Raw genomic sequence first — 19,761 nt, 5'->3', positions numbered from 1 at the left:
CCGCGGAGTGGAGCCGGACGTCGACGCGGGGGAACGCCTGCCGTACGGCGGGGCCGCACGGCGGGGCCCAGGGCCGTCAGGGGGCGGCGCTCCCGCGGGCGGTCTCGGCCGCCAGCAGCTCGGGGAGGTCGCCGAGCCGGTCGAGCCCCCCGACGGCGCGGGCGGTGCGGTGGTTGGCGGCCAGCAGTGCGCGGTGGCGGTGGACGAAGGACCAGTAGCCGGCCGTGAACGGGCAGGCACGCTCCCCGGTCCGGTCACCGGGCCGGTAGGCGCACGGGCGGCAGAGGTCGCTCATCCGGTTCAGATAGGCGCCGCCGCAGGTGTAGGGCTTGGTGGTCGTGGTGCCGCCGTCGGCGTACTGCGACATGCCGATCACATTGGGGACCATCACCCAGTCGTAGCCGTCCACGAAGCTGCGGTGGAACCAGTCGGTGACCGCAGCCGGGTCGTAGCCGTGCTGCAGGGCCCAGTTCCCGAGCACCATCAGCCGCGGGACGTGGTGGGTCCATCCGGTGTCGCGGACCTGGGCGAGCACGCGGGAGAGGCAGCGGGCCCGCACCGCGTCCGCGTCCAGTTCGGCGAACCAGTCGGGCAGCGGGGTGCGGTGGCCGAGTGCGTTGCGGTTCCGGTGGTCCTCACCGAGGTACCAGTACAACTGCCAGACGTACTCGCGCCACCCGGCCACCTGCCGGACGAACCCCTCCACGCTGTTGAGCGGCGCGTCCCCGGAGCGGTAGGCGTCCTCGGCGCGGCGCACGCACTCGCCCGGGTCGAGCAGGCCGAGATTCAGCGGGACGGAGAGCAGGCTGTGCGCCATCCACGGGTCGGCCGCCAGGACGGCGTCCTCCCAGCGACCGAAGTGGGGCAGGCGGGCGGTCGCGAAGTGCTCCAGCGCCCGCACGGCCTCGGCGCGGGTGGCGGCGAAGCGGCGGGGGCCGTCCCGTCCGACGAAGCGCACCTCGCCGGACCGCTCCCAGCGGTCGAGGTCGGCCCGTACCTCCTCGTCGATCTCGTCCTCCTCCGGCCAGAGGGGCGGCGGCACGGGCAGGACGGACCTCCCGCGCGGCGGCGGCTCCCGGTTGTCGGCGTCCAGGTTCCACCGGCCGCCGACGGGCTCCCCGCCGGGGTCCAGGAGCAGGTGCTCGGCCCTGCGGACCCGCCGGTAGAAGTACTCCATCAGCAGCCGCCGCCCGCCGAGGCCGTCCGCCCAGCGGCGGAAGTCCCCGAACGGCACCAGGAAGCCGCGTGGCGGGAGCACCTCCACCCGGGGCAGCGCCGTGACCAGACCGAGTGCCGCCCTGGACGTCGGGTGGCAGACCGTGACGGAGTTCTCCCCCACCGCTTGCCGCAGCCCCTCCCGGTAGGTCTCCGCCCGGACGTAGCGGACCCGCTCGCCGAGTTCGGCGGCCCGGTGCCGCATCGCGGACAGCACCAGGTGGGCCTTCGCCCGGTGGAAGCGCCGGCGGCGGAACACCGACCGGGCCTCGACGAGGACCACGGGCGCGTCGGGATCCGGTCCGGGCCCGTGCGGGGCGAGGAAGTGCGGGCCGAGCTGGTCCCCGAACAGCCAGTGCGGCCGGGGCCCGCTCACCGGGCCGCTCCCGCGCGACCCGCCCGAACGGAGCGGTGGTCCGCGGGAGGCCCGTCACCGAGGTCCATGACGATCCCCTTCTCCGACGGGGAGGCGAACGCCTCCACCGTCCAGCATCGGCAGCCCGAACGGTCCGGCCGAACCGCGGCGTTCGCGCAGTGTTGCGCCGCGCGGCCGGCGGGTACTCCGGGTGAGTCCCGACCGGGTGCCCGCCCCGGGGCCGCCCGCCACCACGATGTGCGCCCGGTGTTCACCGGACGCGCCCGGCCGTCGTGGACGGCGAGGCCGCAGGTTCGCCCCGCCGCCCGTACGGAGCCAGCACGGCCACGCCCTGGACCAGGGCGTCCAGTACGGCGCCGACCCAGCTGTCCAGGTCCGCTCCGGGCGGGAGCGGAGGGGCGGAGCCGGCCAGGGCCCGGTCGGCGAAGCCGGTGTCGAGGTGGGGCAGACGTGCGTCCAGGACCGAGACCCCGTGGTGGGCGTACTCGACACGTGCGGTGTCCAGCCAGGCCGACAGCGCGGCCTTGGAGGCCCGGTACGCGGCGGCGCCGCCGAGCGGGCGGTCGACGATCACGCCGGTGATCGCTCCGACGGAGCCGCCGGGGCCGATCAGGGGAAGGGCGCCTTCGAGCACCGCCATGGGGGCGAGGGCGTTCACGGTCATCAGGTGCTCCTCCATCTCCGGGCCCAGCTGCGAGCAGTGCCCGAACGCGACCGCGCCGATCGCGACCAGGACGGCGTCGAGGCCGCCGAGCTGCTCGGCCGCCCTCGGTCCGAGGGCGCGGCCACCCTCCAGGTCGTACGCGTCGAAGACGACGCCGGGGCCGGCGCGGGCACGCCGGGCGGCGCGGGCCAGGCGCTGCGGGTCCCGGCCGGCCACCGCCACCCGGGCGCCCCGTGCCGCGGCTGCCGCCGCCAGCTCGCCGCCGACGGCACCGGAGGCACCGACCACCAGGAGCCTCAGATTCACGATCTCCACGAACGACCTCCGGCGTCTCGGGTTCGGCGGGTGTCGGTCCGGCCCGGTGTCGTCACGTGCCGGCGAGGACCACTGGCAGGCGCGCGGCGACCGCGTCGGCCAGGAGCTCGAACTCACGTCGGAGCAGGGGCGCCGCGAGCCGCGCGAGGCCGTGGAATCTCAGTTCGGCCCGGTAGGTGAGGACGGCGCCGGCGCCGTCCGCCCGTACGGTGATGTCGTCGGTCGCGGTCACGGTGCGGTTGCGTCCGACGAACACCAGCCGGTCGGGGGCGAGGCGTTCCAAGCGGTACAGCAGTTCGGTCTCCCGCCCCCGGAAACGCGAGATGTTGCGCCAGGTGGAGCCTTCGGCGACCGAGCCGCCGTCCAGGCGGTCGCACCGTACCGTTCCCGGATCCCACTGCTCGGTGTTGCCGAAGTCCGCGAGGTAGCGCAGCACTTCGTCCGCCGCCCGGTCGAGGGTCACCGTGCGCAGCACTCTGACCATGAGCTCCTCCCGCTGTCCACGGACCGGCCGACTGCCGGCCCGTTGTAGCTTCGTTCGTGGCTTCGTTCCGGAACACTGCTGCGGATTGCGGGGCGACGGTGTGCACGGGTCGGGCGCCACGAGGACAGGGTGGTGCACAAACGCTGCGAGTGTGCCTCCGGTCCTGAAACGATGCAGGCTGGCAGCGTGAGCATCCGGACCCCGGCCCTTCGCGCGAGCCACCCCGCCGGTTCGGCCGGGCCCGACCGGCCCGAGCTGCCGGGAACCGGGGTTGTCCGAGCAGGGAACACCCGGCGCCCGTACGGATCGCCCACGCCCCCGACAGCACCTCCGCCTGCTCCGACTCGCGCCACTGAGGAGTCGTCATGTCCACAGAGCAACCGTTGTCGAAGAAGCCCGTCGCAGGGCCGGCGCCCGCCGAGACGCCGGAGTGCGAGGCGTCCACCTGTCACGCGATCTCGGTGCCCGAGGCCGTGGAGCTCCACGACGCCTGGCCCGGGTGGATCCCGCTGACCCTGATCCTGGTGACGGCACTCGCGGTCGCGGCCTTCGCCGTCGGTCGCATCGCGGGATGGTGAACCCCGCCCCCGGCCGGGCGGCCGCCACGGGAACCGCGAACGTGCCGCAGCGCAGCGCGACCCGCACCACCGACTGCCGCCGCCGGCTCGGCGATGCGCTCTTCGCCAGGATCGCCGGGCCCGACGGCCCGGCGGTGCGGGCCCGCATCCACACCCGGCCCGGGCCGCGGCGGTTCGGCCCCGGCCGGGCCATCCGGGTGGTGCACGGCGACGCCGCCATGTTCGTCGGTGGACTGGCCGCCCTGCTGCTGCAGTCCCTGCATCCGGTGGCCATGGCCGCGGTGGCCGCCCACTCCGGCTACCGCGGCGATCCCTGGGGCCGGCTCCAACGCACCAGCACCTTCCTGGCCGTCACCACCTTCGGCACCGACGAGGACGCCCGCGCCGCCGTCGGCCGGGTCCGATCCGTCCACGCCCGCATCCGCGGCACGACCCCCGAAGGCGTCCCCTACCGGGCCGACGACCCGCACCTGCTCGCCTGGGTGCACGCGGCCGAGACCGACTGCTTCCTGCGTGCCCACCAGAGGTACGGCGCCACGCCCCTGGACCCGGCCGGCTGCGAGGAGTACGTGGCCGACATGGCCCTGGTCGCCACCGACCTGGGCGTCCTCGACCCGCCCCGTACCCGCACCGAACTCGCCGAGGTGCTCCGCTCGTTCCACCCCGAACTCGCGGCGACCGCCGCCGCCGCGGACGCCGCTCGTTTCCTGCTGCTCCGTCCACCGATCCCGCTCGTCGCCCGCCCCGCCCACGGCGCGCTCTGCGCCTCGGCACTCGCCCTCCTCGAACCGCGGTACCGTGCCCTGCTGGGACTCCCGGCCTCCGCCGGACTCGACGCGGCGGCCGGCCCGTTGGGGGCGATGGTGGTACGGACGATCCGCTGGGCCCTGCCGTCCCCGGACGGCCGGGCCTGAGCCGACGGGGCGCCGGGGCGCCGGGGCGCCGGGGCGCCGGGGCGCCGGGGCGCCGGGGCGCCGGGGCGCCGGGGCGCCGGGCCGGGCCGGGCCGGGTCTGCGGGGCCCGCCGCTCCGGTCGAGGGCTTCCCGCCGACGGGCACGCCGACCGCGGTCCGTGGCCGCGACAACTGCCGTCGAGGCCGCGTCGAACGCCGTGCCCGGCCCAGGCTCGACCCGGGGCTCCCGGAAGCCGTGACCCAGCGGCGCGGGCCCTCGGGCCATGGAGCCGGTGTCCTATTCTTGGGGGCATGTCGAACCCCGACGGGCTGCTCGTCGACATCGCCGCGATGGTCGAGTCCGAGCACAGCAACCAGATGTCCCTGACCGTGGTGGTCCCCGGCGCGGTGATCACCGGCAGGCTCGCACCGGTGTCCCTGTGGTGGGAGCGGGTGGCGGAGGTCCTCCAGACCTCGGAGCACCTGAAGCCGTTCGCCGCCCTCTTCGCACCGCCCGCCGACGGCCCACCGGCACGGCCGACCCACCTGCATCTCCACCGGGCGAAGATCCTTCAGGGCGACTTCGCGCTGCCCCACACCGGCGGCATGTACCGCATCGCCATCGAGGACATCAGCAGCTGGACCATCGGCGACCTCGGGTACTCGGACACCTGACGGCCACGGCGGCACCGTCTCGCCCACTCCGACCGGCCACCGTCCACGACGTCGACGCCCACGCCAACGGCCGCACCGACGAGAACACCCTCGTCCCGAAGGGCCGAGCCTGCCCACAGGGGGCCGGGGCACCGGCCGGGGTAAGGCCCGCCTAGGCTGTACGACGAAGCAAAACGGGCGAACCGGACCCATCCAGGGACCGCGAGGACGGAAAGCAGGACCCGCCGATGGGCGACGGAATGTCAGGCATGCACCACCACGGCGGGATGACCGAACTAGGACCCTTCACGCTCTCCAATGTGCTCACCTGGTCCCCCGACTGGGTGTTCCTGGCCGCCGCCCTGGCCGGGCTCGCGCTGTACCTGCTCGGCGTGGTGCGGCTGCGGCGGCGCGGGGACAACTGGTCGGTCGGGCGCACGGTGGCCTGGGTGCTGGGCATCGGCTCGGTGATCCTGGTCACCTGCACCGGGCTGAACGACTACGGCATGGTGCTGTTCAGCGCGCACATGATCCAGCACATGGTGCTCTCCATGCTGTCGCCGATCCTGCTGCTGCTCGGCGGGCCGATCACCCTGGCGCTGCGCGCCCTGCGGCCGGCCGGCCGGGGACGTCCGCGCGGGCCGCGCGAGCTGCTGGTGGCACTGCTGCACTCGACCTATGTGAAGGTGATCTCGCACCCGGGCTTCACCATCCCGCTGTTCATCGCGAGCCTGTACGGCGTCTACTTCACCCCGCTGTTCGACTTCCTCATGCAGTACCGGCTCGGGCACATCGCCATGATGGTGCACTTCCTGGCGACCGGGCTGGTGTTCTTCTGGCCGATCATGGGCGTGGACCCGGGTCCGCACCGGCCGGGCCATGTGATGCGGATCATCGAGCTGTTCATGGGCATGCCGTTCCACGCCTTCTTCGGTGTCGCGGTGATGATGGCCAACCACCAGCTGGTCAAGACCTTCACCACCGAGGGGGCGCCGCCCGGCACCGACCTGCTGGCGGACCAGAAGCTGGCCGGCGGCATCACCTGGGCGTTCGGCGAGATCCCGACCGCGATCGTGCTGATCGCGCTGGTCTACCAGTGGATGCGCTCGGAGGCGCGGCTCTCGCGCCGCCAGGACCGCGCCGAGGACCGCAGCGGTGACGCCGAGCTGGCGGCCTACAACGCCTATCTGGCCTCGCTGGACCAGCGCAACCGGCGCCCGGCGGCCGACGCCGGCTGATCCCGCCGCACGGCCGCACCGGCCGCACCGGCCGAAGACCTTCGACGAGCCCCCGTCCGATCGCGGACGGGGGCTCCGTCGTGTCCGGGAACGGGGACACGAACGGGAACGGGACGGGGACGGGACAGGAACGGGACGGGCTCAGGCGCCGCGCGGGGCCTGCCGGGCGAGGCCGGCGACCAGGATGTCCAGGCCGAACTCGAAGCGCTCGTCGCCGACGTTGCGGGTGAGCGCGGCGGCCATCGAGGTGATCATCGGATAGCGATCGGTCGGGATGGTCGCGAAGTAGTCGTGGACCCGCTCGGTGAACTCCTCGGTATTGCCACCGCCCCGGGTGGACGCCTCGAAGGCGGTCGCGGTGGTGTACAGACCCAGCAGGTCGACCCCGTAGGCGGCCGTCTGCTCGTCGAGCCCGCCGGCCCGCAGCACGGCGAGCATGGCCTCGGCGATGTCCATCGCGTGCGGGGTGGTCGGGACGTTGGCGACCACGGCGGCCTTGGCCAGGTCCCGGTGCGACAGCAGCGCCTCGCGGGAGCGCCGCAGCAGGCCCTTGATCTGCTCCTCCCAGCGGGCCGGGTCGGCCTCCTCCAGCTCGATGTCGGCGTAGGCGAGGTCGAGGACCAGCTCGACCAGCTCCTCCTTGGAACCGACATGGGCGTAGAGGCTGGCCGCGCCGGTGCCGAGCTCCTGGCCGACCCGCCGCATGCTCAGGGCGTCCATGCCCTCGGTGTCGACGATCCGCAGCGCCGCCTCGACGATCCGCTCCCGGCTCAGCGGCTGCCGCCGGGGTGTCCGCTCCCTGTCCTGCCAGTGCTCGGGCCAGCCGGAGCGCGGGGCGGCACTGGTCATGGGGGCTCCTTCGTGGTCGGTGACAGGACCCACAGTACTTGACACGAACACCGTTCCATGGGAGAACACTGTTCGTTCTAGAAAACAGTGTTCGTAATGACGAACGCCGTTCGTCGCTGGCTCTCGCTCCGGAGACCTCCCCATGACCAGTCAGATCGCCCCGCCCGCGCCCACCGGAACGCCGTCCACCGGCTACCGGCTGCGCTGGGCGGGACTCGCCGTCATCCTCGCCGCCGAGGTGATGGACCTCCTCGACACCACGATCGTCGGCGTCGCCGCGCCCGCCGTCCGGCAGGACCTCGGCGGCAGTGACGCCCAGATCCAGTGGATCACCGCCTCCTACACGCTCGCCTTCGCCGTCCTGCTGATCACCGGCGGCCGGCTCGGCGACCTCTTCGGCCGCAAGCGCCTGTTCGTCCTCGGCGCGACCGGCTTCACCCTCGCCTCGGTGCTCTGCGCCGCCGCGCCCGGCGCCGGCACCCTGGTCGCCGCCCGTACCGTGCAGGGTCTGTTCGCGGCGCTGCTGATCCCGCAGGGGCTCGGGCTGATCAAGGCGATGTTCCCGCCCAAGGAGCTCGGCGCCGCCTTCGGCCTGTTCGGCCCGATCCTCGGGCTCTCCTCGGTGCTCGGCCCGACCCTCGGCGGCTACCTCACCGGGGCCGACTGGTTCGGCCTCGGCTGGCGGGCGGTCTTCCTGATCAACCTGCCGGTGGGCCTGCTCGCCGTGTTCGCCGCCGGGCGGATCCTGCCCGCCGACCGCACCGACCGCCCCGCCCGTGCCGGCCGGAGCACCACCGGCACCGGCACCGGACGGATCGACCCGGTCGGTGTGCTCGTGCTCGGCCTGGCCGTCCTGCTGCTGGTCTACCCGCTGGTGCAGGGCCGCGAGCTCGGCTGGCCGCTGTGGACCTTCCTCTCGATGGCCGCCTCGGTGCCGACGGCCTGGCTCTTCACCGTCCAGCAGCGCCGCGTCCTGCGGCGCGGCGGCACCCCGCTGATCGAACCCTCGCTCTTCGGCAAGCGGGCCTTCGTCTCGGCGCTCGCCACCGGGCTGGTGTTCTTCGCCGCGCTCTCCGGCCTGATGCTGGTCTTCACCCTCCACCTCCAGCTCGGCCTGGGCTGGACGCCGCTGCACGCCGGACTGTCGATGATCCCGCTCTCGATCGGCGTGGTCGTCGGCGCCGTGCTGTCCGGCGCCCTGCTGGCTCCCCGGTACGGCCGCCGGGTGCTGCACCTCGGCATGGTGCTGGCCGCCGCGGGCGCGCTCGGCCTGTGGGCCGCCGTGGACGGCGCCGACGGCCTCACCTCCTGGCGGCTGGCGCCGGCGCTCGCCCTGGCCGGCCTCGGGCTCGGCCTGATCATGGCCCCGTTCTTCGACATCGCGCTGGCCGGGGTCGAGGAGTCCGAGACCGGCTCCGCCTCCGGCGTCCTCAACGCCCAGCAGCAGCTGGGCGGCTCGATGGGCGTCGCCCTGCTCGGCACCGCGTTCTTCGGGTGGGCCCGCACCGACGGCTTCGGGCACGCGGCCGGTCTGACCTACGGCCTGGTCGCCGCACTGCTGGCGGCGGCCTTCGTGATCGCCTTCCTGCTCCCCCGGCAGGCCCGCCCGGACGGCGAGGGGCACTGAGTCCCCCGCCGCTCCCGGGCGGTGGTGGAACGCCGGGAGGCCCCGGGAATCCGTCGGTACGGATTCCCGGGGCCTCCCGGGTCGTGCGCGCTGCGGGCGGGATCAGCCGAGGTTGGCGATCGCCTCGTTGAGCGTCTTCGAGGGACGCATCACGGCCGCGGCCTTGGCCGGGTCCGGCTGGAAGTAGCCGCCGAGCTCGACCGCGGAGCCCTGCACGGCGCCGAGCTCCTCGACGATGGTCGCCTCCTGCTCGGTCAGCGTCTTGGCCAGGCCCGCGAAGGCCTCGGCCAGGGCGGCGTCCTCGGTCTGGCCGGCCAGCTCCTGGGCCCAGTACAGGGCCAGGTAGAAGTGGCTGCCGCGGTTGTCGATGCCACCGAGGCGGCGGCTCGGCGACTTGTCCTCGTTGAGGAAGGTGCCGGTGGCGCGGTCCAGGGTGTCGGCCAGCACCTGGGCGCCGGCGTTGCCGGTGGTGCGGGCCAGGTGCTCGAAGCTGGCGGCCAGCGCGAAGAACTCGCCCAGGCTGTCCCAGCGCAGGTAGTTCTCCTTGACCAGCTGCTGGACGTGCTTCGGGGCGGAGCCGCCGGCGCCGGTCTCGAACAGGCCGCCGCCGTTCATCAGCGGGACGACCGACAGCATCTTGGCGCTGGTGCCCAGCTCCAGGATCGGGAACAGGTCGGTCAGGTAGTCGCGCAGCACGTTGCCGGTCACCGAGATGGTGTTCTCGCCGCGGCGGATGCGCTCCAGCGAGAACGTGGTGGCCTCGACCGGGGCCAGGATCTCGATCCGCAGACCGGTGGTGTCGTGCTCCGGCAGGTACGCCTTGACCTTCTCGATCAGCACGGCGTCGTGGGCGCGGGTCTCGTCCAGCCAGAACACGGCCGGGTCGCCGCTGACCCGGGCGCGGGTGACGGCCAGCTTCACCCAGTCGCGGATCGGCAGGTCCTTGGTCTGGCAGGCGCGGAAGATGTCGCCCGGCTGGACGGCCTGCTCCAGGACGACCTCGCCGGTGGCGGCGTCGACCAGGCGGACGGTGCCCGCGGCGGCGATCTCGAAGGTCTTGTCGTGGCTGCCGTACTCCTCGGCGGCCTGGGCCATCAGGCCGACGTTCGGGACCGAGCCGATGGTGGCCGGGTCCAGGGCGCCGTTGGCGCGGCAGTCGTCGATGACGGCCTGGTAGACACCGGCGTAGCTGCTGTCCGGCAGCACGGCCAGGGTGTCGGCCTCCTGGCCGTCCGGGCCCCACATGTGGCCGGAGGTGCGGATCATGGCCGGCATCGAGGCGTCGACGATGACGTCGCTCGGCACGTGCAGGTTGGTGATGCCCTTGTCCGAGTCGACCATGGCGAGGGCCGGACCGGCGGCCAGCTCGGCCTCGAAGGAGGCCTTGATCTCGGCGCCGTTCTCCAGCGCGTCCAGGCCGGCCAGGATGCCGCCGAGGCCGTTGTTCGGGTTCAGACCGGCGGCGACCAGCGTCTCGCCGTACTTCGCGAAGGTCTGCGGGAAGAACGCCCGGACCACGTGGCCGAAGACGATCGGGTCCGAGACCTTCATCATGGTGGCCTTGAGGTGGACCGAGAACAGCACACCCTCGGCCTTGGCGCGGGCGACCTGCGCGGCCAGGAACTCGTTCAGCGCGGCGGCACGCATGACCGAGGCGTCGACGACCTCGCCGGCCAGCACCGGGACGGACTCGCGCAGCACGGTGGTGGTGCCGTCCTCGGCGAGCAGCTCGATGCGCAGCGCGCCGGCCTCGCCGATCACGGTCGACTTCTCGGTGGAGCGGAAGTCGTTCACACCCATGGTGGCGACATTGGTCCTGGACTCCGCCGACCAGGCACCCATGCGGTGCGGGTGGGTCTTGGCGTAGTTCTTGACCGACGCGGGGGCGCGGCGGTCGGAGTTGCCCTCGCGCAGGACCGGGTTGACGGCGCTGCCCTTGACCTTGTCGTAGCGGGCGCGGACGTCCTTGTCCTCGTCGGTCCGCGGGTCGTCCGGGTAGTCCGGCAGCGCGTAGCCCTGCGCCTGCAGCTCGGCCACGGCGGCCTTGAGCTGCGGGATCGAGGCCGAGATGTTCGGCAGCTTGATGATGTTGGCACCCGGGGTCTTGGCCAGGGCGCCCAGCTCGGCGAGCGCGTCGCCGATCCGCTGGTCCTCGGTCAGACGCTCCGGGAAGCTCGCGATGATCCGCCCGGCGAGGGAGATGTCGCGCGTCTCCACCTTCACGCCCGCGGTCGAGGCGTACGCCTGGACGACCGGCAGGAACGAGTACGTCGCCAGAGCAGGCGCCTCGTCGGTGTGCGTATAGATGATGGTCGAGTCAGTCATCGGTACTCCGCTTCACGTCTCCAACGTCTTGACGTCAAGATATCTCGTGACCGGCCCTCCGCTCCACCTCCCCCCGGCACGGATCAGCTCCACGGTCGACCCGATGCCGCCCGGGAGCAAGCCGAACGGGTCACCGGGAGGGCCGGAAGGCACCGTTCCGGGCCTCGCCCAGCGCGTCGATCCGGGCGTCGAACTCGGCCTCGTCGGCGAGGAACCACAGCTGGCGGCCCCGATTGCTCTCCCGGACGAAGTCCCGGAGCGCGCCGCTGGCCCCCGTGTACGCGGAGAGGTCGCCGACCACCGCGAGGCCGACCCGGTACTGGGCGAACTTCTGGGTGACCTCCCCGGCGAGTCGGGTGCCCAGGGTGAAGAACTCCGCCCCGAACCGGGCGGCGGGCACGACCAGCCACTCGGCGTCCTGGGCGAAGGCCTCGCCGAGCAGGTCCATGCCGTCGGCCGGTGCGCGGACCACCGGGCCGTCGGCGGACAGCCGCACCACGACCGGGGAAGGGGCGGCCGAGGACACAGGAGCGGGGGCGGGCATCGGGAGCGGCTCAGACATGGCGGTTCTCCGTGGTCAGGGTGTGGACGAGGAGCAGCAGCTCGGCGGTGTCGGCCGGGGCGCCGAGGACGATCACCTTGAGGGTCGAGCGCTCCTCGTTGTGCAGCGTCTCGATCCGCAGCGGAACGCCGCCGCCACGCGGGCCGGAGACGGCCGCGAGCAGGGTGTTCGACAGCCGCGCGGCCTCCCGGACGCCGATGGCGTCGATCTGCACCACGGCGGACGCCTCGGCGTGCAGCGGTCCCGGGGCCGCGGGCGGCGGGGCCTCGGACTCGGTGGTGGCATCGGCGCCGCCGGCACCGGGGCCGCCGGCGAAGGACTCGAAGTCCCGGCGGGCGATCCGGTACTGCTTGCCGATCCTGGTGGCCCGCAGCCGGCCGTCGCGGACGTAGCCGCGGACCGTGCGGACGTGCAGTCCGAGCAGTTCGGCAACCTGCTCGACCGAGAAGTACTCCGGGGGGTGCTCCGGCACCGGCCGCCTCCTTCACCTTGTCGCTTCGTTACGCAAACTACCATGACACAGGTCACGATAGGGAAGGATGGGGAAGGGCGTCCGGTGAGCGGTGCACCCGACCGTCAGGACTTCGTCAACGCGGCGCTGCATTCGGTCAACGCTGCGTCAGGAAGGTTCTCCCTCCGGCCGCGACGGTCCTAGCGTCGGAGGTGCAGTTCCGGCAGGCCCCTCTCCACCACTCGGGAGTACCCGCATGGCCCGCGTCGTCGTCTGGCACGTCCCGGTCACCGTCACCGGACGGACCACCTCCCTCCGCCTCTTCCGCCTGCGCGACGGGCGCCGCTGCGCCGTCGGCTTCAGCTCCGCGGGCGCGCTCGCCGAGCTGCTCGGCCCGGAGCAGGCCGCCGTCGAACTCGGCGAACCGGCGCTGCGGGCGCTCACCGCGCCGCTCGGCGTCGAGGAGCTCGTCCTGGACCCGCGACTGGTCGCCGCACCGGTCGTCCCCCCGGCCGTGGCACCCGCCGTCCCGCCGACCGCCGCCCGGGCCGACGGCCCTGGCGGTCCGTCCGCCGCCGACGGCGCCGCCCGCCCCGGCGCCGGGCGTCCCACCACCCGGTCCGGTGCGCGGCTGCAGCGCCGGTGAGCGCACTCCATCTGGTCCCCGAGGCGCCCCGGCCCGAGCCGGCCCGGCCGCTCCACGCCCTCGCCCGGGTGAGCTTCGGCCCCGTCCCGCTGGACTTCGACCGGCTGGTCGCCGAACTCCCGGCGGTGCAGAGCGGGTTGGCGCTGGCCGGCGGGGCCGATCTGGAACTGCGGCTGGCCTGCACGGGACCGGAGGAGTTGCGCGCCGTCTCGGCCGCCCTGCTCCGGGCCGGCGCGGCCCACGTCCATGTCGATCTGGTGCTCCGCGCCCTCGTACCGGCCCGGCCGACCCTGCGGCCGGTGCCCTGAGGGCCCCCGAGAACCCCCGGGGGCCCGGGCCGGTGCACCCGAGCCCCCGGGCCCCCGGGCCACCCCGCGTCGCGGCGCCCGGGCCGGTCAGCCGATGCCCTGGCGGTCCGGGCGCAGGGCGAAGGCCCGGACCTCCGGGTCGGCCTGCTCCTGGGTCACCGCGCGGACCAACAGCACCTGCTGCTCCAGGAGTTCGGGCCGGCGCAGGTCCGGGGCGATCCGCAGCAGGTCGTCCAGCGCGGCGGTCAGGCGGCGGGTCACCTGGGGGTGGCCGGCGCCGCAGAGGCGGATCTCGGTGAAGGCGAGGTCGACGATGCTCGACCAGCCCGGCACCGGTTCGACCAGCCGGACCGCACCGTTCCGGTCACGGTGGCAGAGGTCGCCGAAGCTCTCGTGGAGCAGCGTCGCGAGCAGCTGGTGGATCCGGTCGACGGCCTGCACGGCGGTGGTCGGGTCGTTGACGGCGGGCGAGAGCGCGCGGATCGCGATGTCCACGAGCTGGCGGAAGCCGAAGCTCAGGTCCTGGTGCATGGTGCGGTCGACGCCGACGTTGAGCGCCTGGGCGATCCGCCGCGAGCGCGGCGGGCGCTCGCCCGCCACTCGGACGATCGGGGTCCCGGGGGCGATGAAGTCACCGATCCTGGGCACCAGGTGCAGCACCGCGTCGTGCTTGCGGGCGATCCGCAGCAGCCGCCCGATGTTGACGTCCCGCAGCACCCCGGAGCGCCCCTCGTGCAGCAGGGTGTACGCCTCGGCGGGTACGGGCGGCGCGGGTTCGGCGGGCATCAGCCGGTACTGGAGCAGCACGGTCATCGACTCGTCGGCCACCCGGTCGATGACGTGCGGGACGCGCAGCAGCCTCATGGTGGACTGCACGTAGAGCACGAAGAGGCCGAGGCTGAGCACGACCAGGAGGACGGCCACCACGCTGGAGAAGACCGGTACCGAGGTGAGCTTGGCCGGGTCGGTGGAGTCGTCGTAGCTGAACTGGACCAGCAGCGCGAAGAGGAAGGTGGCCAGGCAGACCGAGAAGGCGGCCTTGGTCAGCCGGCTGCGGACGTAGAGCCGCAGCACCCGCGGGCTGAACTGGCTGGCGGCCATCTGCAGGGCCACCAGCGAGATCGAGAAGACCACGCCGATGAACGTCAGCATCGCCGAACTCACCGTGGACACAACGGACTTGGCGGCACTGTTGAAGCGCAGCAGCTCGTCGACCGCATCGGTGTCGGCGACGCTCTGGCTCACCACCGCCTCGTCGAGCTCGGCGGTCAGCCCGGCCAGCAGCACGGCGGCGACGCAGGCGAGCAGCGGGGCGAACCAGAACGACTCGCGCAGGTGCTCGCGCAGCGGGGAGAGCGGTCGGTAGCGGACCGGCGGCCGCGGCCCGGTCTGGCGGTCGGTCATCGCCCCAGGCTAGGCGTCCGCGCGCGAGAGCCCCCGGCACGCCACGCAGCGGTATTTCTATGCGCTCCAGCCGATTTCTATAAATCCGGACGCCCTCCATATTGCACGAGTACGGAGCGAGGCTCAATTCGCGCTCAGATAGCGGAACTACTCGCGAGTCACGTAACGGGCACATGAACACATGGCCTCCTACCTGCGGGAATATCCCGCGAAGTAGGTAAACATTCAGTAATGAAATCTGTGCAGAGGTCTATGAATACGCCTACTGTGTGGCAACTCTCCGCGCTCCGTACAGCCGGAGCTCCCACAGCACAGAGAGATTGCGCATGGCTTCCCTCAACCAGCTCTCTCCGCCCGGATCGAGCACCGGCACCGCCGGCACCACCACCCACCGCTCGCTCCGGCGCGAGGTCGGCCTGATCGGCCTCATGTGGGCCTCGGTCGGATCGATCATCGGCTCGGGTTGGCTCTACGGAGCCAAGAACGCCGTCGTCGTGGCCGGCCCCGCGGCGATCGTCGCCTGGGGCATCGGCGCGGTCGCGATCGTCCTGCTGGCCTTCGTGCACGCCGAGCTCGGCGGCATGTTCCCGGTCGCCGGCGGCACGGCACGCTACCCGCACTACGCCTTCGGCGGCCTGGCGGGCATGTCGTTCGGCTGGTTCTCCTGGCTCCAGGCCGCCACCGTCGCCCCGATCGAGGTCGAGGCGATGATCGGCTACGCGGGGCACTGGGAGTTCGCGAAGAGCCTCCTCAACGAGAACGGCACCCTCACCACCAGCGGCTTCGTGGTCGCCGTGCTGCTGATGGGCCTGTTCGTCGCGGTCAACTTCCTCGGCGTCCGGGTGCTCGCCCGCACCAACAGCGCCACCACCTGGCTGAAGATCTTCGTCCCGCTGTTCGCGATCTTCGTGCTCGCCGTGACCAACTTCCACGGCTCCAACTTCAGCTCGCACGGCTTCGCCCCGTTCGGCGTCAAGGGCGTGCTCACCGCGGTCAGCGCCAGCGGCATCATCTTCGCCCTGCTGGGCTTCGAGCAGGCGATCCAGCTGGCCGGCGAGAGCAAGAACCCCAAGCGCGACATCCCGCGCGCGGTGCTCGGCTCGGTCGCCATCGGCACCGTCATCTACGTCCTGCTGCAGGTCGTCTTCATCGCCGCGCTGCCCGCCGCCTCCTTCGCCAACGGCTGGGACAAGCTGGACTTCCCCGGCATCGACGGCCCGTTCGCCGGCCTCGCCACCGTGGTCGGCCTGGGCTGGCTGGCCTGGGTGCTGTACTTCGACGCCATCGTCTCCCCCGGCGGCACCGGCCTCATCTACACCACGTCGACCTCGCGCATCGCGTACGGCCTGAGCAAGAACGGCTACGCGCCGCAGCTCTTCGAGCGCGTCGACAAGCGCGGCACCCCGTGGTTCGGCCTGGTCATGTCGTTCGTCACCGGCGTCATCTGCTTCCTGCCCTTCCCGAGCTGGCAGGAGCTGGTCGGCTTCATCGTCTCCGCCAGCGTGCTGATGTACGCCGGCGCCCCGCTGGCCTTCGGCGCGCTGCGCCGCCGGCTGCCGCACCGCGAGCGCTCCTACCGCCTGCCCGGCGGCGCGGTCATCGCCCCGGCCTCCTTCGTGGTCTCCAGCCTGATCATCTACTGGTCCGGCTGGCACACCCTCTCCCGCCTGGGCATCGCCATCGTGGTCGGCTACGGCCTGCTCGGCAGCTACGCCTTCTACGCCACCCGCAAGGGCCTGCCGAACGCCCCCCGCCTGGACCTGCGGCCCGCCCAGTGGCTGCCGGTCTACCTGCTGGGCCTGGGCCTGGTCTCCTGGCAGGGCGGCTTCGGCGACGGCACCGGCCGGATCCCGATGTGGTGGGACATGGCCGCGGTCACGGTGTTCTCGCTGGCGATCTACTTCTGGGCGATCCGGGTCGCCCTGCCCGCCGAGGTCATCGAGCAGAACATCGAGGACGTCGAGGTGGTCGACGCGGGCGGCCACTGACCCCCGCCACCCAGCAGGACGGGCCCGCCGGTACGCACCGGCGGGCCCGTTCCGCTGTCCTGGACCGCGTTACAGGGCGAGCACCTCGCGCAGGGCCCGCTCGACCTCCCCGGCCGGGTCCTCGGCCGGGCCCTCGGCGCGCCAGGCCACGAAGCCGTCCGGGCGGACCAGCAGGGCACCGTCGGGGCCGATGCCGTGCAGGGCGGCGAAGTCCTCGCCCGGCTCGGGGGCCAGGTCGTCCTCGCCGTCCGCACCGATCCGGAACGCCTCCAGCGGGACGGCCAGCCGGTCCGCCGCCCGGCGGGCGCCCTCCTGCCAGCCGGTGCCCGCCGAACCGGTCAGCAGCACCATGGTCTGCTCGTACAGGTCCAGGGTGGAGAGCCGGACCCCGGCCCGCCGCAGCCACTGGTGCGGCGCCCGGCTGCCCGGCTCGCCCGTCGACCCGAAGGCCTCCGGGACCACCGGGCCCCCCGGGTCGGTGCCGGTCACCGCGCCCTGCGGGTAGCGGTAGCCGAGCGCCACCGCCAGCACCCCGGCCTGCCGGCCGACGCCCGGCACCACCGCGTAGCCCGGGTGGCTGTGCTCGGCGGAACGCGCCGAGGCCCGCTCACTGGTCACCCGGGCCACCGGGCGGCGCTCCTGCCCGTAGGTGTCCAGCAGACCCGGACCGGCCCAGCCGCAGAGCACCGCGGCGAGCTTCCAGGCCAGGTTGTGCGCGTCCTGGATGCCGGTGTTCGAGCCGAACGCCCCGGTCGGGGACATCTCGTGGGCGGAGTCCCCGGCCAGGAACACCCGCCCGGAGGAGTAGCTCTCGGCCACCCGCTCGGCGGCGTGCCACGGCGCCCGGCCGGTCACCTCGACGTCCAGCTCCGGCAGGCCGACGGCGGCCCGGATGTGCCGGGCGCAGCGCTCGTCGGTGAACGCCTCCAGCGGCTCGCCGTGCTCCGGGTGCCACGGTGCGTGGAACACCCACTCCTCCCGGTTGTCGACCGGCAGCAGGGCGCCGTCGGCCTCGGGGTTCGTCAGGTAGCAGGCGATGAAGTGGCGGTCGCCGACCGCCTCGGCCAGCCGCTTCGCCCGGAAGGTGATGCTGACGTTGTGGAACAGCTCGCCCTGGCCGCTCTGGCCGATGCCCAGCGCGGTGCGGGCCGGGCTGCGCGGGCCGTCCGCCGCGACCAGGTACTGCGCCCGGACGGTCCGCTCCTCCCCGGTCTCCCGGCTGCGCAGCAGCGCCGTCACCCCCTCGTCGTCCTGCTCGAAGGAGAGCAGCTCGGTGCCGAAGCGGATGTCCGCGCCCAGGTCCCGGGCGGCGTGGCGCAGCACCGGCTCCAGGTCGTTCTGGCTGCACAGGCACCAGGAGCTGGGGCTGAAGCGGGCCAGCCGCCCGCCCGGGTCGATCTCGCGGAACAGCCACTCCTGCTCCTCGCCGGTCAGCGAGGGGGCCTGCAGGATGCCGTGGTTCGGGGCCAGGACGGACGCCGCCTCGCGGATCGCCGCCTCGATGCCGGCCACCCGGTACAGCTCCATCGTCCGGACGTTGTTGCCTCGGCCACGCGGGTGACGCGAGGTGTCGGCGTGCTTCTCGACCAGCAGGTGCCTGACACCCAGTCGGCCCAGGAAGAGTGCGGCCGACAGCCCGACCAACGAGCCGCCGACGATCAGGACCGGTACCCGGTCGTCCACCTTCGGATTCATCAATTGCTCCAGCCTGTACGGGAGTTCGGGGCCGAATGCGGGGCTCGGCGCGACCCTCGGAGGGGCCCGCGGACACGGCGGCCCGGTCCTACCGTCCCCCGCGCCGGGGCCGTTCTGGCGCTTCATCGCTCGGATGGCCCGCATGGCTCGCGCCACCCGGGAGCACCGCGCACGATCGACCTCAGACCTGGTGGCCGACGCCACCCCAGCACCCCTCCCCGCCGGAGGCCGACCGGCCCGACCGGCACCGGAGCCGCCGCACGCGGCCCCCGACGCGTGCGGCCCAGAAGCAGAAAGTGGATCATGACGACTCTGTCCGAACCGCCCGCGCGGCAGCACTCGGCCTCCGACACCCGGCTGCGCGTAGTGCTGATGCTGGAGATCCAGGACGGCGCCCAGCAGCGCTTCATGGACGTCTACGAGCAGCTCCGCCACCAGGTCGCCACCGTGCCCGGCCACGTCAGCGACCAGCTCTGCCAGTCCATCAACGACCCCCGCCAGTGGCTCATCACCAGCGAGTGGGAGGACCAGGAGACCTTCCTGGAGTGGGTGGACAGCCCGGCCCACCGCGAGATGGTCAAGCCGATGCACGGCTGCGTCAGCGACACCTTCCGCTCGATGCGCTACACGATCCTGCGCGAGACCTCCGCCGCCGGCGCCACCGGCACCCGGGCCCCGGCCGACGTGCCGGAGGGACTGCCGCGCACCGCCCCGTCCGGGCAGGTCGGCCCGCCGAAGGCCGACCCCGGCCCGGACGGCGTGGTCCGGCACGCGCTCACCTTCACCGTGAAGCCCGGCACCGAGCCCGAGGTCGCCCGGATCCTGTCCGGCTACGCCTCCCCCCGGGCCGAGGTCGACTCGACCACCCGGCTGCGCCGCACCTCGCTGTTCATGCACGGCAACCGCGTCGTCCGCGCGGTCGAGGTGATCGGCAGCCTCGGCGACGCGCTGCGACACGTCGCCATGCAGCCCGAGGTCCGGGCCGTCGAGGAGGCGATCAACCCGCACCTGGAGGAGGCCCGCCAGCTGGGCGACCCGCAGGCGGCGCGCGCCTTCTTCGCCCGGGCCGCGCTGCCCGCCGAGAACCAGGCCGTGGCCGGCTCCCCGGCCGCCGGGCGGCCGCACCGGCACGCCGTGCTGTACCCGGTGAAGCCGGGCAACGGCCAGGCGGTCACCGACCTCCTCGCCGAGTACGACGAGCTCGCCACCGTCGACCCGACCGGTCCGGTCGCGACCAGCACCGTGTTCCACCGGGACGACGTCGTGGTCCGGCTGGTGGACCTGCGGGTGCCGCCGGAGGCGGACCCGGCGGCGGCACTCGGCATCGCCGGCGAGCGCGAGGCCGCCGTGCTCGGCCGGCTGCTCGACCTCGGCCCCGAGGTCGACCTGCGGACCGACGCCGGACTGCGCGCCTTCCTCGCCGCGCGCGCCATGAACCCGGTCACCGACCGCACCTCGCAGGACTCCTGACGTTCCGTCGGTCCGTTCCG

18 protein-coding genes are annotated in these 19,761 nt (G+C 73.3%); 9 read left to right on the top strand and 9 right to left on the bottom strand.

Annotated features, from left to right (window positions below; translation table 11 throughout):
• Positions 1-76 precede the first annotated feature (76 nt).
• The 3 genes from ACW14Y_RS34460 to ACW14Y_RS34450 form a co-directional block, all read right to left on the bottom strand.
• Positions 77-1,591: a cryptochrome/photolyase family protein gene (locus tag ACW14Y_RS34460; protein WP_456984681.1), complete on the bottom strand. Its 1,515-nt coding sequence runs from the start codon at positions 1,589-1,591 to the stop codon at positions 77-79.
• 250 nt (positions 1,592-1,841) lie between these two features.
• Entirely contained in the window at positions 1,842-2,561 is a 720-nt protein-coding gene (locus ACW14Y_RS34455; RefSeq protein ID WP_402724092.1) for an SDR family NAD(P)-dependent oxidoreductase, read from the bottom strand.
• A 61-nt stretch (positions 2,562-2,622) separates the two neighbouring features.
• A complete protein-coding gene (locus ACW14Y_RS34450; protein ID WP_380309125.1) occupies positions 2,623-3,054 on the bottom strand; it encodes an SRPBCC family protein in 432 nt (143 codons plus the stop codon).
• Positions 3,055-3,419: 365 nt separating this feature from the next.
• Between ACW14Y_RS34450 and ACW14Y_RS34445 the strand changes: the two genes are divergently transcribed.
• The 4 genes from ACW14Y_RS34445 (at position 3,420) to ACW14Y_RS34430 (ending at position 6,416) form a co-directional block, all read left to right on the top strand.
• A complete protein-coding gene (locus ACW14Y_RS34445) occupies positions 3,420-3,632 on the top strand; it encodes a hypothetical protein (RefSeq protein ID WP_380309127.1) in 213 nt (70 codons plus the stop codon).
• Positions 3,626-4,546, top strand: a complete 921-nt coding sequence (locus ACW14Y_RS34440) for an oxygenase MpaB family protein (RefSeq protein WP_380309129.1) — start codon at positions 3,626-3,628, stop codon at positions 4,544-4,546. The genes ACW14Y_RS34445 and ACW14Y_RS34440 overlap by 7 nt, the downstream gene beginning before the upstream one ends.
• Positions 4,547-4,836: 290 nt before the next feature.
• Positions 4,837-5,199: a hypothetical protein gene (locus ACW14Y_RS34435; RefSeq protein ID WP_043475309.1), complete on the top strand. Its 363-nt coding sequence runs from the start codon at positions 4,837-4,839 to the stop codon at positions 5,197-5,199.
• A gap of 248 nt (positions 5,200-5,447) precedes the next feature.
• Positions 5,448-6,416 (top strand): cytochrome c oxidase assembly protein, encoded by a 969-nt coding sequence (locus ACW14Y_RS34430; RefSeq protein WP_380309145.1) that lies wholly within the window; start codon positions 5,448-5,450, stop codon positions 6,414-6,416.
• Between the two features lie 141 nt (positions 6,417-6,557).
• Here the strand turns inward: ACW14Y_RS34430 and ACW14Y_RS34425 are convergent, their stop codons facing one another.
• Complete coding sequence (locus ACW14Y_RS34425) at positions 6,558-7,265, bottom strand: TetR/AcrR family transcriptional regulator (RefSeq protein WP_456984680.1); 708 nt, start codon at positions 7,263-7,265, stop codon at positions 6,558-6,560.
• Between the two features lie 142 nt (positions 7,266-7,407).
• Here ACW14Y_RS34425 and ACW14Y_RS34420 point away from each other — a divergent pair, with 142 nt between their 5' ends.
• A complete protein-coding gene (locus ACW14Y_RS34420) occupies positions 7,408-8,892 on the top strand; it encodes an MFS transporter (protein ID WP_456984679.1) in 1,485 nt (494 codons plus the stop codon).
• Between the two features lie 102 nt (positions 8,893-8,994).
• On the opposite strand, the gene ACW14Y_RS34415 is transcribed toward ACW14Y_RS34420, so the two are convergent.
• The 3 genes from ACW14Y_RS34415 to ACW14Y_RS34405 form a co-directional block, all read right to left on the bottom strand.
• On the bottom strand, positions 8,995-11,217 hold the full coding sequence (locus ACW14Y_RS34415) for an NADP-dependent isocitrate dehydrogenase (protein WP_456984678.1): 2,223 nt from the start codon (positions 11,215-11,217) through the stop codon (positions 8,995-8,997).
• Between the two features lie 130 nt (positions 11,218-11,347).
• Positions 11,348-11,779, bottom strand: coding sequence for a DUF4180 domain-containing protein (locus ACW14Y_RS34410; protein WP_456984677.1), 432 nt, complete (start codon positions 11,777-11,779; stop codon positions 11,348-11,350).
• Positions 11,772-12,251 carry a helix-turn-helix domain-containing protein gene (locus ACW14Y_RS34405; protein ID WP_402724097.1) on the bottom strand — a complete coding sequence of 160 codons (480 nt, stop codon included), beginning with the start codon at positions 12,249-12,251 and terminating at the stop codon, positions 11,772-11,774. The genes ACW14Y_RS34410 and ACW14Y_RS34405 overlap by 8 nt, the downstream gene beginning before the upstream one ends.
• Before the next feature lie 235 nt (positions 12,252-12,486).
• On the opposite strand from ACW14Y_RS34405, the gene ACW14Y_RS34400 reads away from it, so the two are divergent.
• Both ACW14Y_RS34400 and ACW14Y_RS34395 read left to right on the top strand, forming a co-directional pair.
• Entirely contained in the window at positions 12,487-12,876 is a 390-nt protein-coding gene (locus ACW14Y_RS34400; RefSeq protein ID WP_380309143.1) for an SAV_915 family protein, read from the top strand.
• Complete coding sequence (locus ACW14Y_RS34395) at positions 12,873-13,184, top strand: hypothetical protein (RefSeq protein ID WP_375977382.1); 312 nt, start codon at positions 12,873-12,875, stop codon at positions 13,182-13,184. The genes ACW14Y_RS34400 and ACW14Y_RS34395 overlap by 4 nt, the downstream gene beginning before the upstream one ends.
• Before the next feature lie 87 nt (positions 13,185-13,271).
• On the opposite strand, the gene ACW14Y_RS34390 is transcribed toward ACW14Y_RS34395, so the two are convergent.
• Positions 13,272-14,588, bottom strand: a complete 1,317-nt coding sequence (locus tag ACW14Y_RS34390; protein ID WP_380308390.1) for a DUF2254 domain-containing protein — start codon at positions 14,586-14,588, stop codon at positions 13,272-13,274.
• Between the two features lie 428 nt (positions 14,589-15,016).
• On the opposite strand from ACW14Y_RS34390, the gene ACW14Y_RS34385 reads away from it, so the two are divergent.
• Complete coding sequence (locus ACW14Y_RS34385) at positions 15,017-16,576, top strand: APC family permease (protein WP_380308392.1); 1,560 nt, start codon at positions 15,017-15,019, stop codon at positions 16,574-16,576.
• 69 nt (positions 16,577-16,645) lie between these two features.
• On the opposite strand, the gene ACW14Y_RS34380 is transcribed toward ACW14Y_RS34385, so the two are convergent.
• Positions 16,646-18,271, bottom strand: a complete 1,626-nt coding sequence (locus tag ACW14Y_RS34380) for an FAD-dependent oxidoreductase (RefSeq protein ID WP_456984676.1) — start codon at positions 18,269-18,271, stop codon at positions 16,646-16,648.
• A 303-nt stretch (positions 18,272-18,574) separates the two neighbouring features.
• Between ACW14Y_RS34380 and ACW14Y_RS34375 the strand changes: the two genes are divergently transcribed.
• Positions 18,575-19,741, top strand: coding sequence for a SchA/CurD-like domain-containing protein (locus ACW14Y_RS34375; protein ID WP_380308386.1), 1,167 nt, complete (start codon positions 18,575-18,577; stop codon positions 19,739-19,741).
• Positions 19,742-19,761 lie beyond the last annotated feature (20 nt).

The organism is Kitasatospora sp. cg17-2, from assembly GCF_054031055.1.
This window is presented reverse-complemented; position numbering and strand designations above follow the sequence as displayed.

What these genes read in the sequence shown, in the direction of transcription:
- ACW14Y_RS34450 (WP_380309125.1), bottom strand. Translation starts at nt 3,054, where the DNA reads ATGGTCAGAGTGCTGCGCACGGTGACCCTCGACCGGGCGGCGGACGAA.
- ACW14Y_RS34445 (WP_380309127.1), top strand. Translation starts at nt 3,420, where the DNA reads ATGTCCACAGAGCAACCGTTGTCGAAGAAGCCCGTCGCAGGGCCGGCG.
- ACW14Y_RS34440 (WP_380309129.1), top strand. Translation starts at nt 3,626, where the DNA reads ATGGTGAACCCCGCCCCCGGCCGGGCGGCCGCCACGGGAACCGCGAAC.
- ACW14Y_RS34435 (WP_043475309.1), top strand. Translation starts at nt 4,837, where the DNA reads ATGTCGAACCCCGACGGGCTGCTCGTCGACATCGCCGCGATGGTCGAG.
- ACW14Y_RS34430 (WP_380309145.1), top strand. Translation starts at nt 5,448, where the DNA reads ATGCACCACCACGGCGGGATGACCGAACTAGGACCCTTCACGCTCTCC.
- ACW14Y_RS34425 (WP_456984680.1), bottom strand. Translation starts at nt 7,265, where the DNA reads ATGACCAGTGCCGCCCCGCGCTCCGGCTGGCCCGAGCACTGGCAGGAC.
- ACW14Y_RS34420 (WP_456984679.1), top strand. Translation starts at nt 7,408, where the DNA reads ATGACCAGTCAGATCGCCCCGCCCGCGCCCACCGGAACGCCGTCCACC.
- ACW14Y_RS34415 (WP_456984678.1), bottom strand. Translation starts at nt 11,217, where the DNA reads ATGACTGACTCGACCATCATCTATACGCACACCGACGAGGCGCCTGCT.
- ACW14Y_RS34410 (WP_456984677.1), bottom strand. Translation starts at nt 11,779, where the DNA reads ATGTCTGAGCCGCTCCCGATGCCCGCCCCCGCTCCTGTGTCCTCGGCC.
- ACW14Y_RS34400 (WP_380309143.1), top strand. Translation starts at nt 12,487, where the DNA reads ATGGCCCGCGTCGTCGTCTGGCACGTCCCGGTCACCGTCACCGGACGG.
- ACW14Y_RS34390 (WP_380308390.1), bottom strand. Translation starts at nt 14,588, where the DNA reads ATGACCGACCGCCAGACCGGGCCGCGGCCGCCGGTCCGCTACCGACCG.
- ACW14Y_RS34385 (WP_380308392.1), top strand. Translation starts at nt 15,017, where the DNA reads ATGTGGGCCTCGGTCGGATCGATCATCGGCTCGGGTTGGCTCTACGGA.
- ACW14Y_RS34380 (WP_456984676.1), bottom strand. Translation starts at nt 18,271, where the DNA reads ATGAATCCGAAGGTGGACGACCGGGTACCGGTCCTGATCGTCGGCGGC.
- ACW14Y_RS34375 (WP_380308386.1), top strand. Translation starts at nt 18,575, where the DNA reads ATGACGACTCTGTCCGAACCGCCCGCGCGGCAGCACTCGGCCTCCGAC.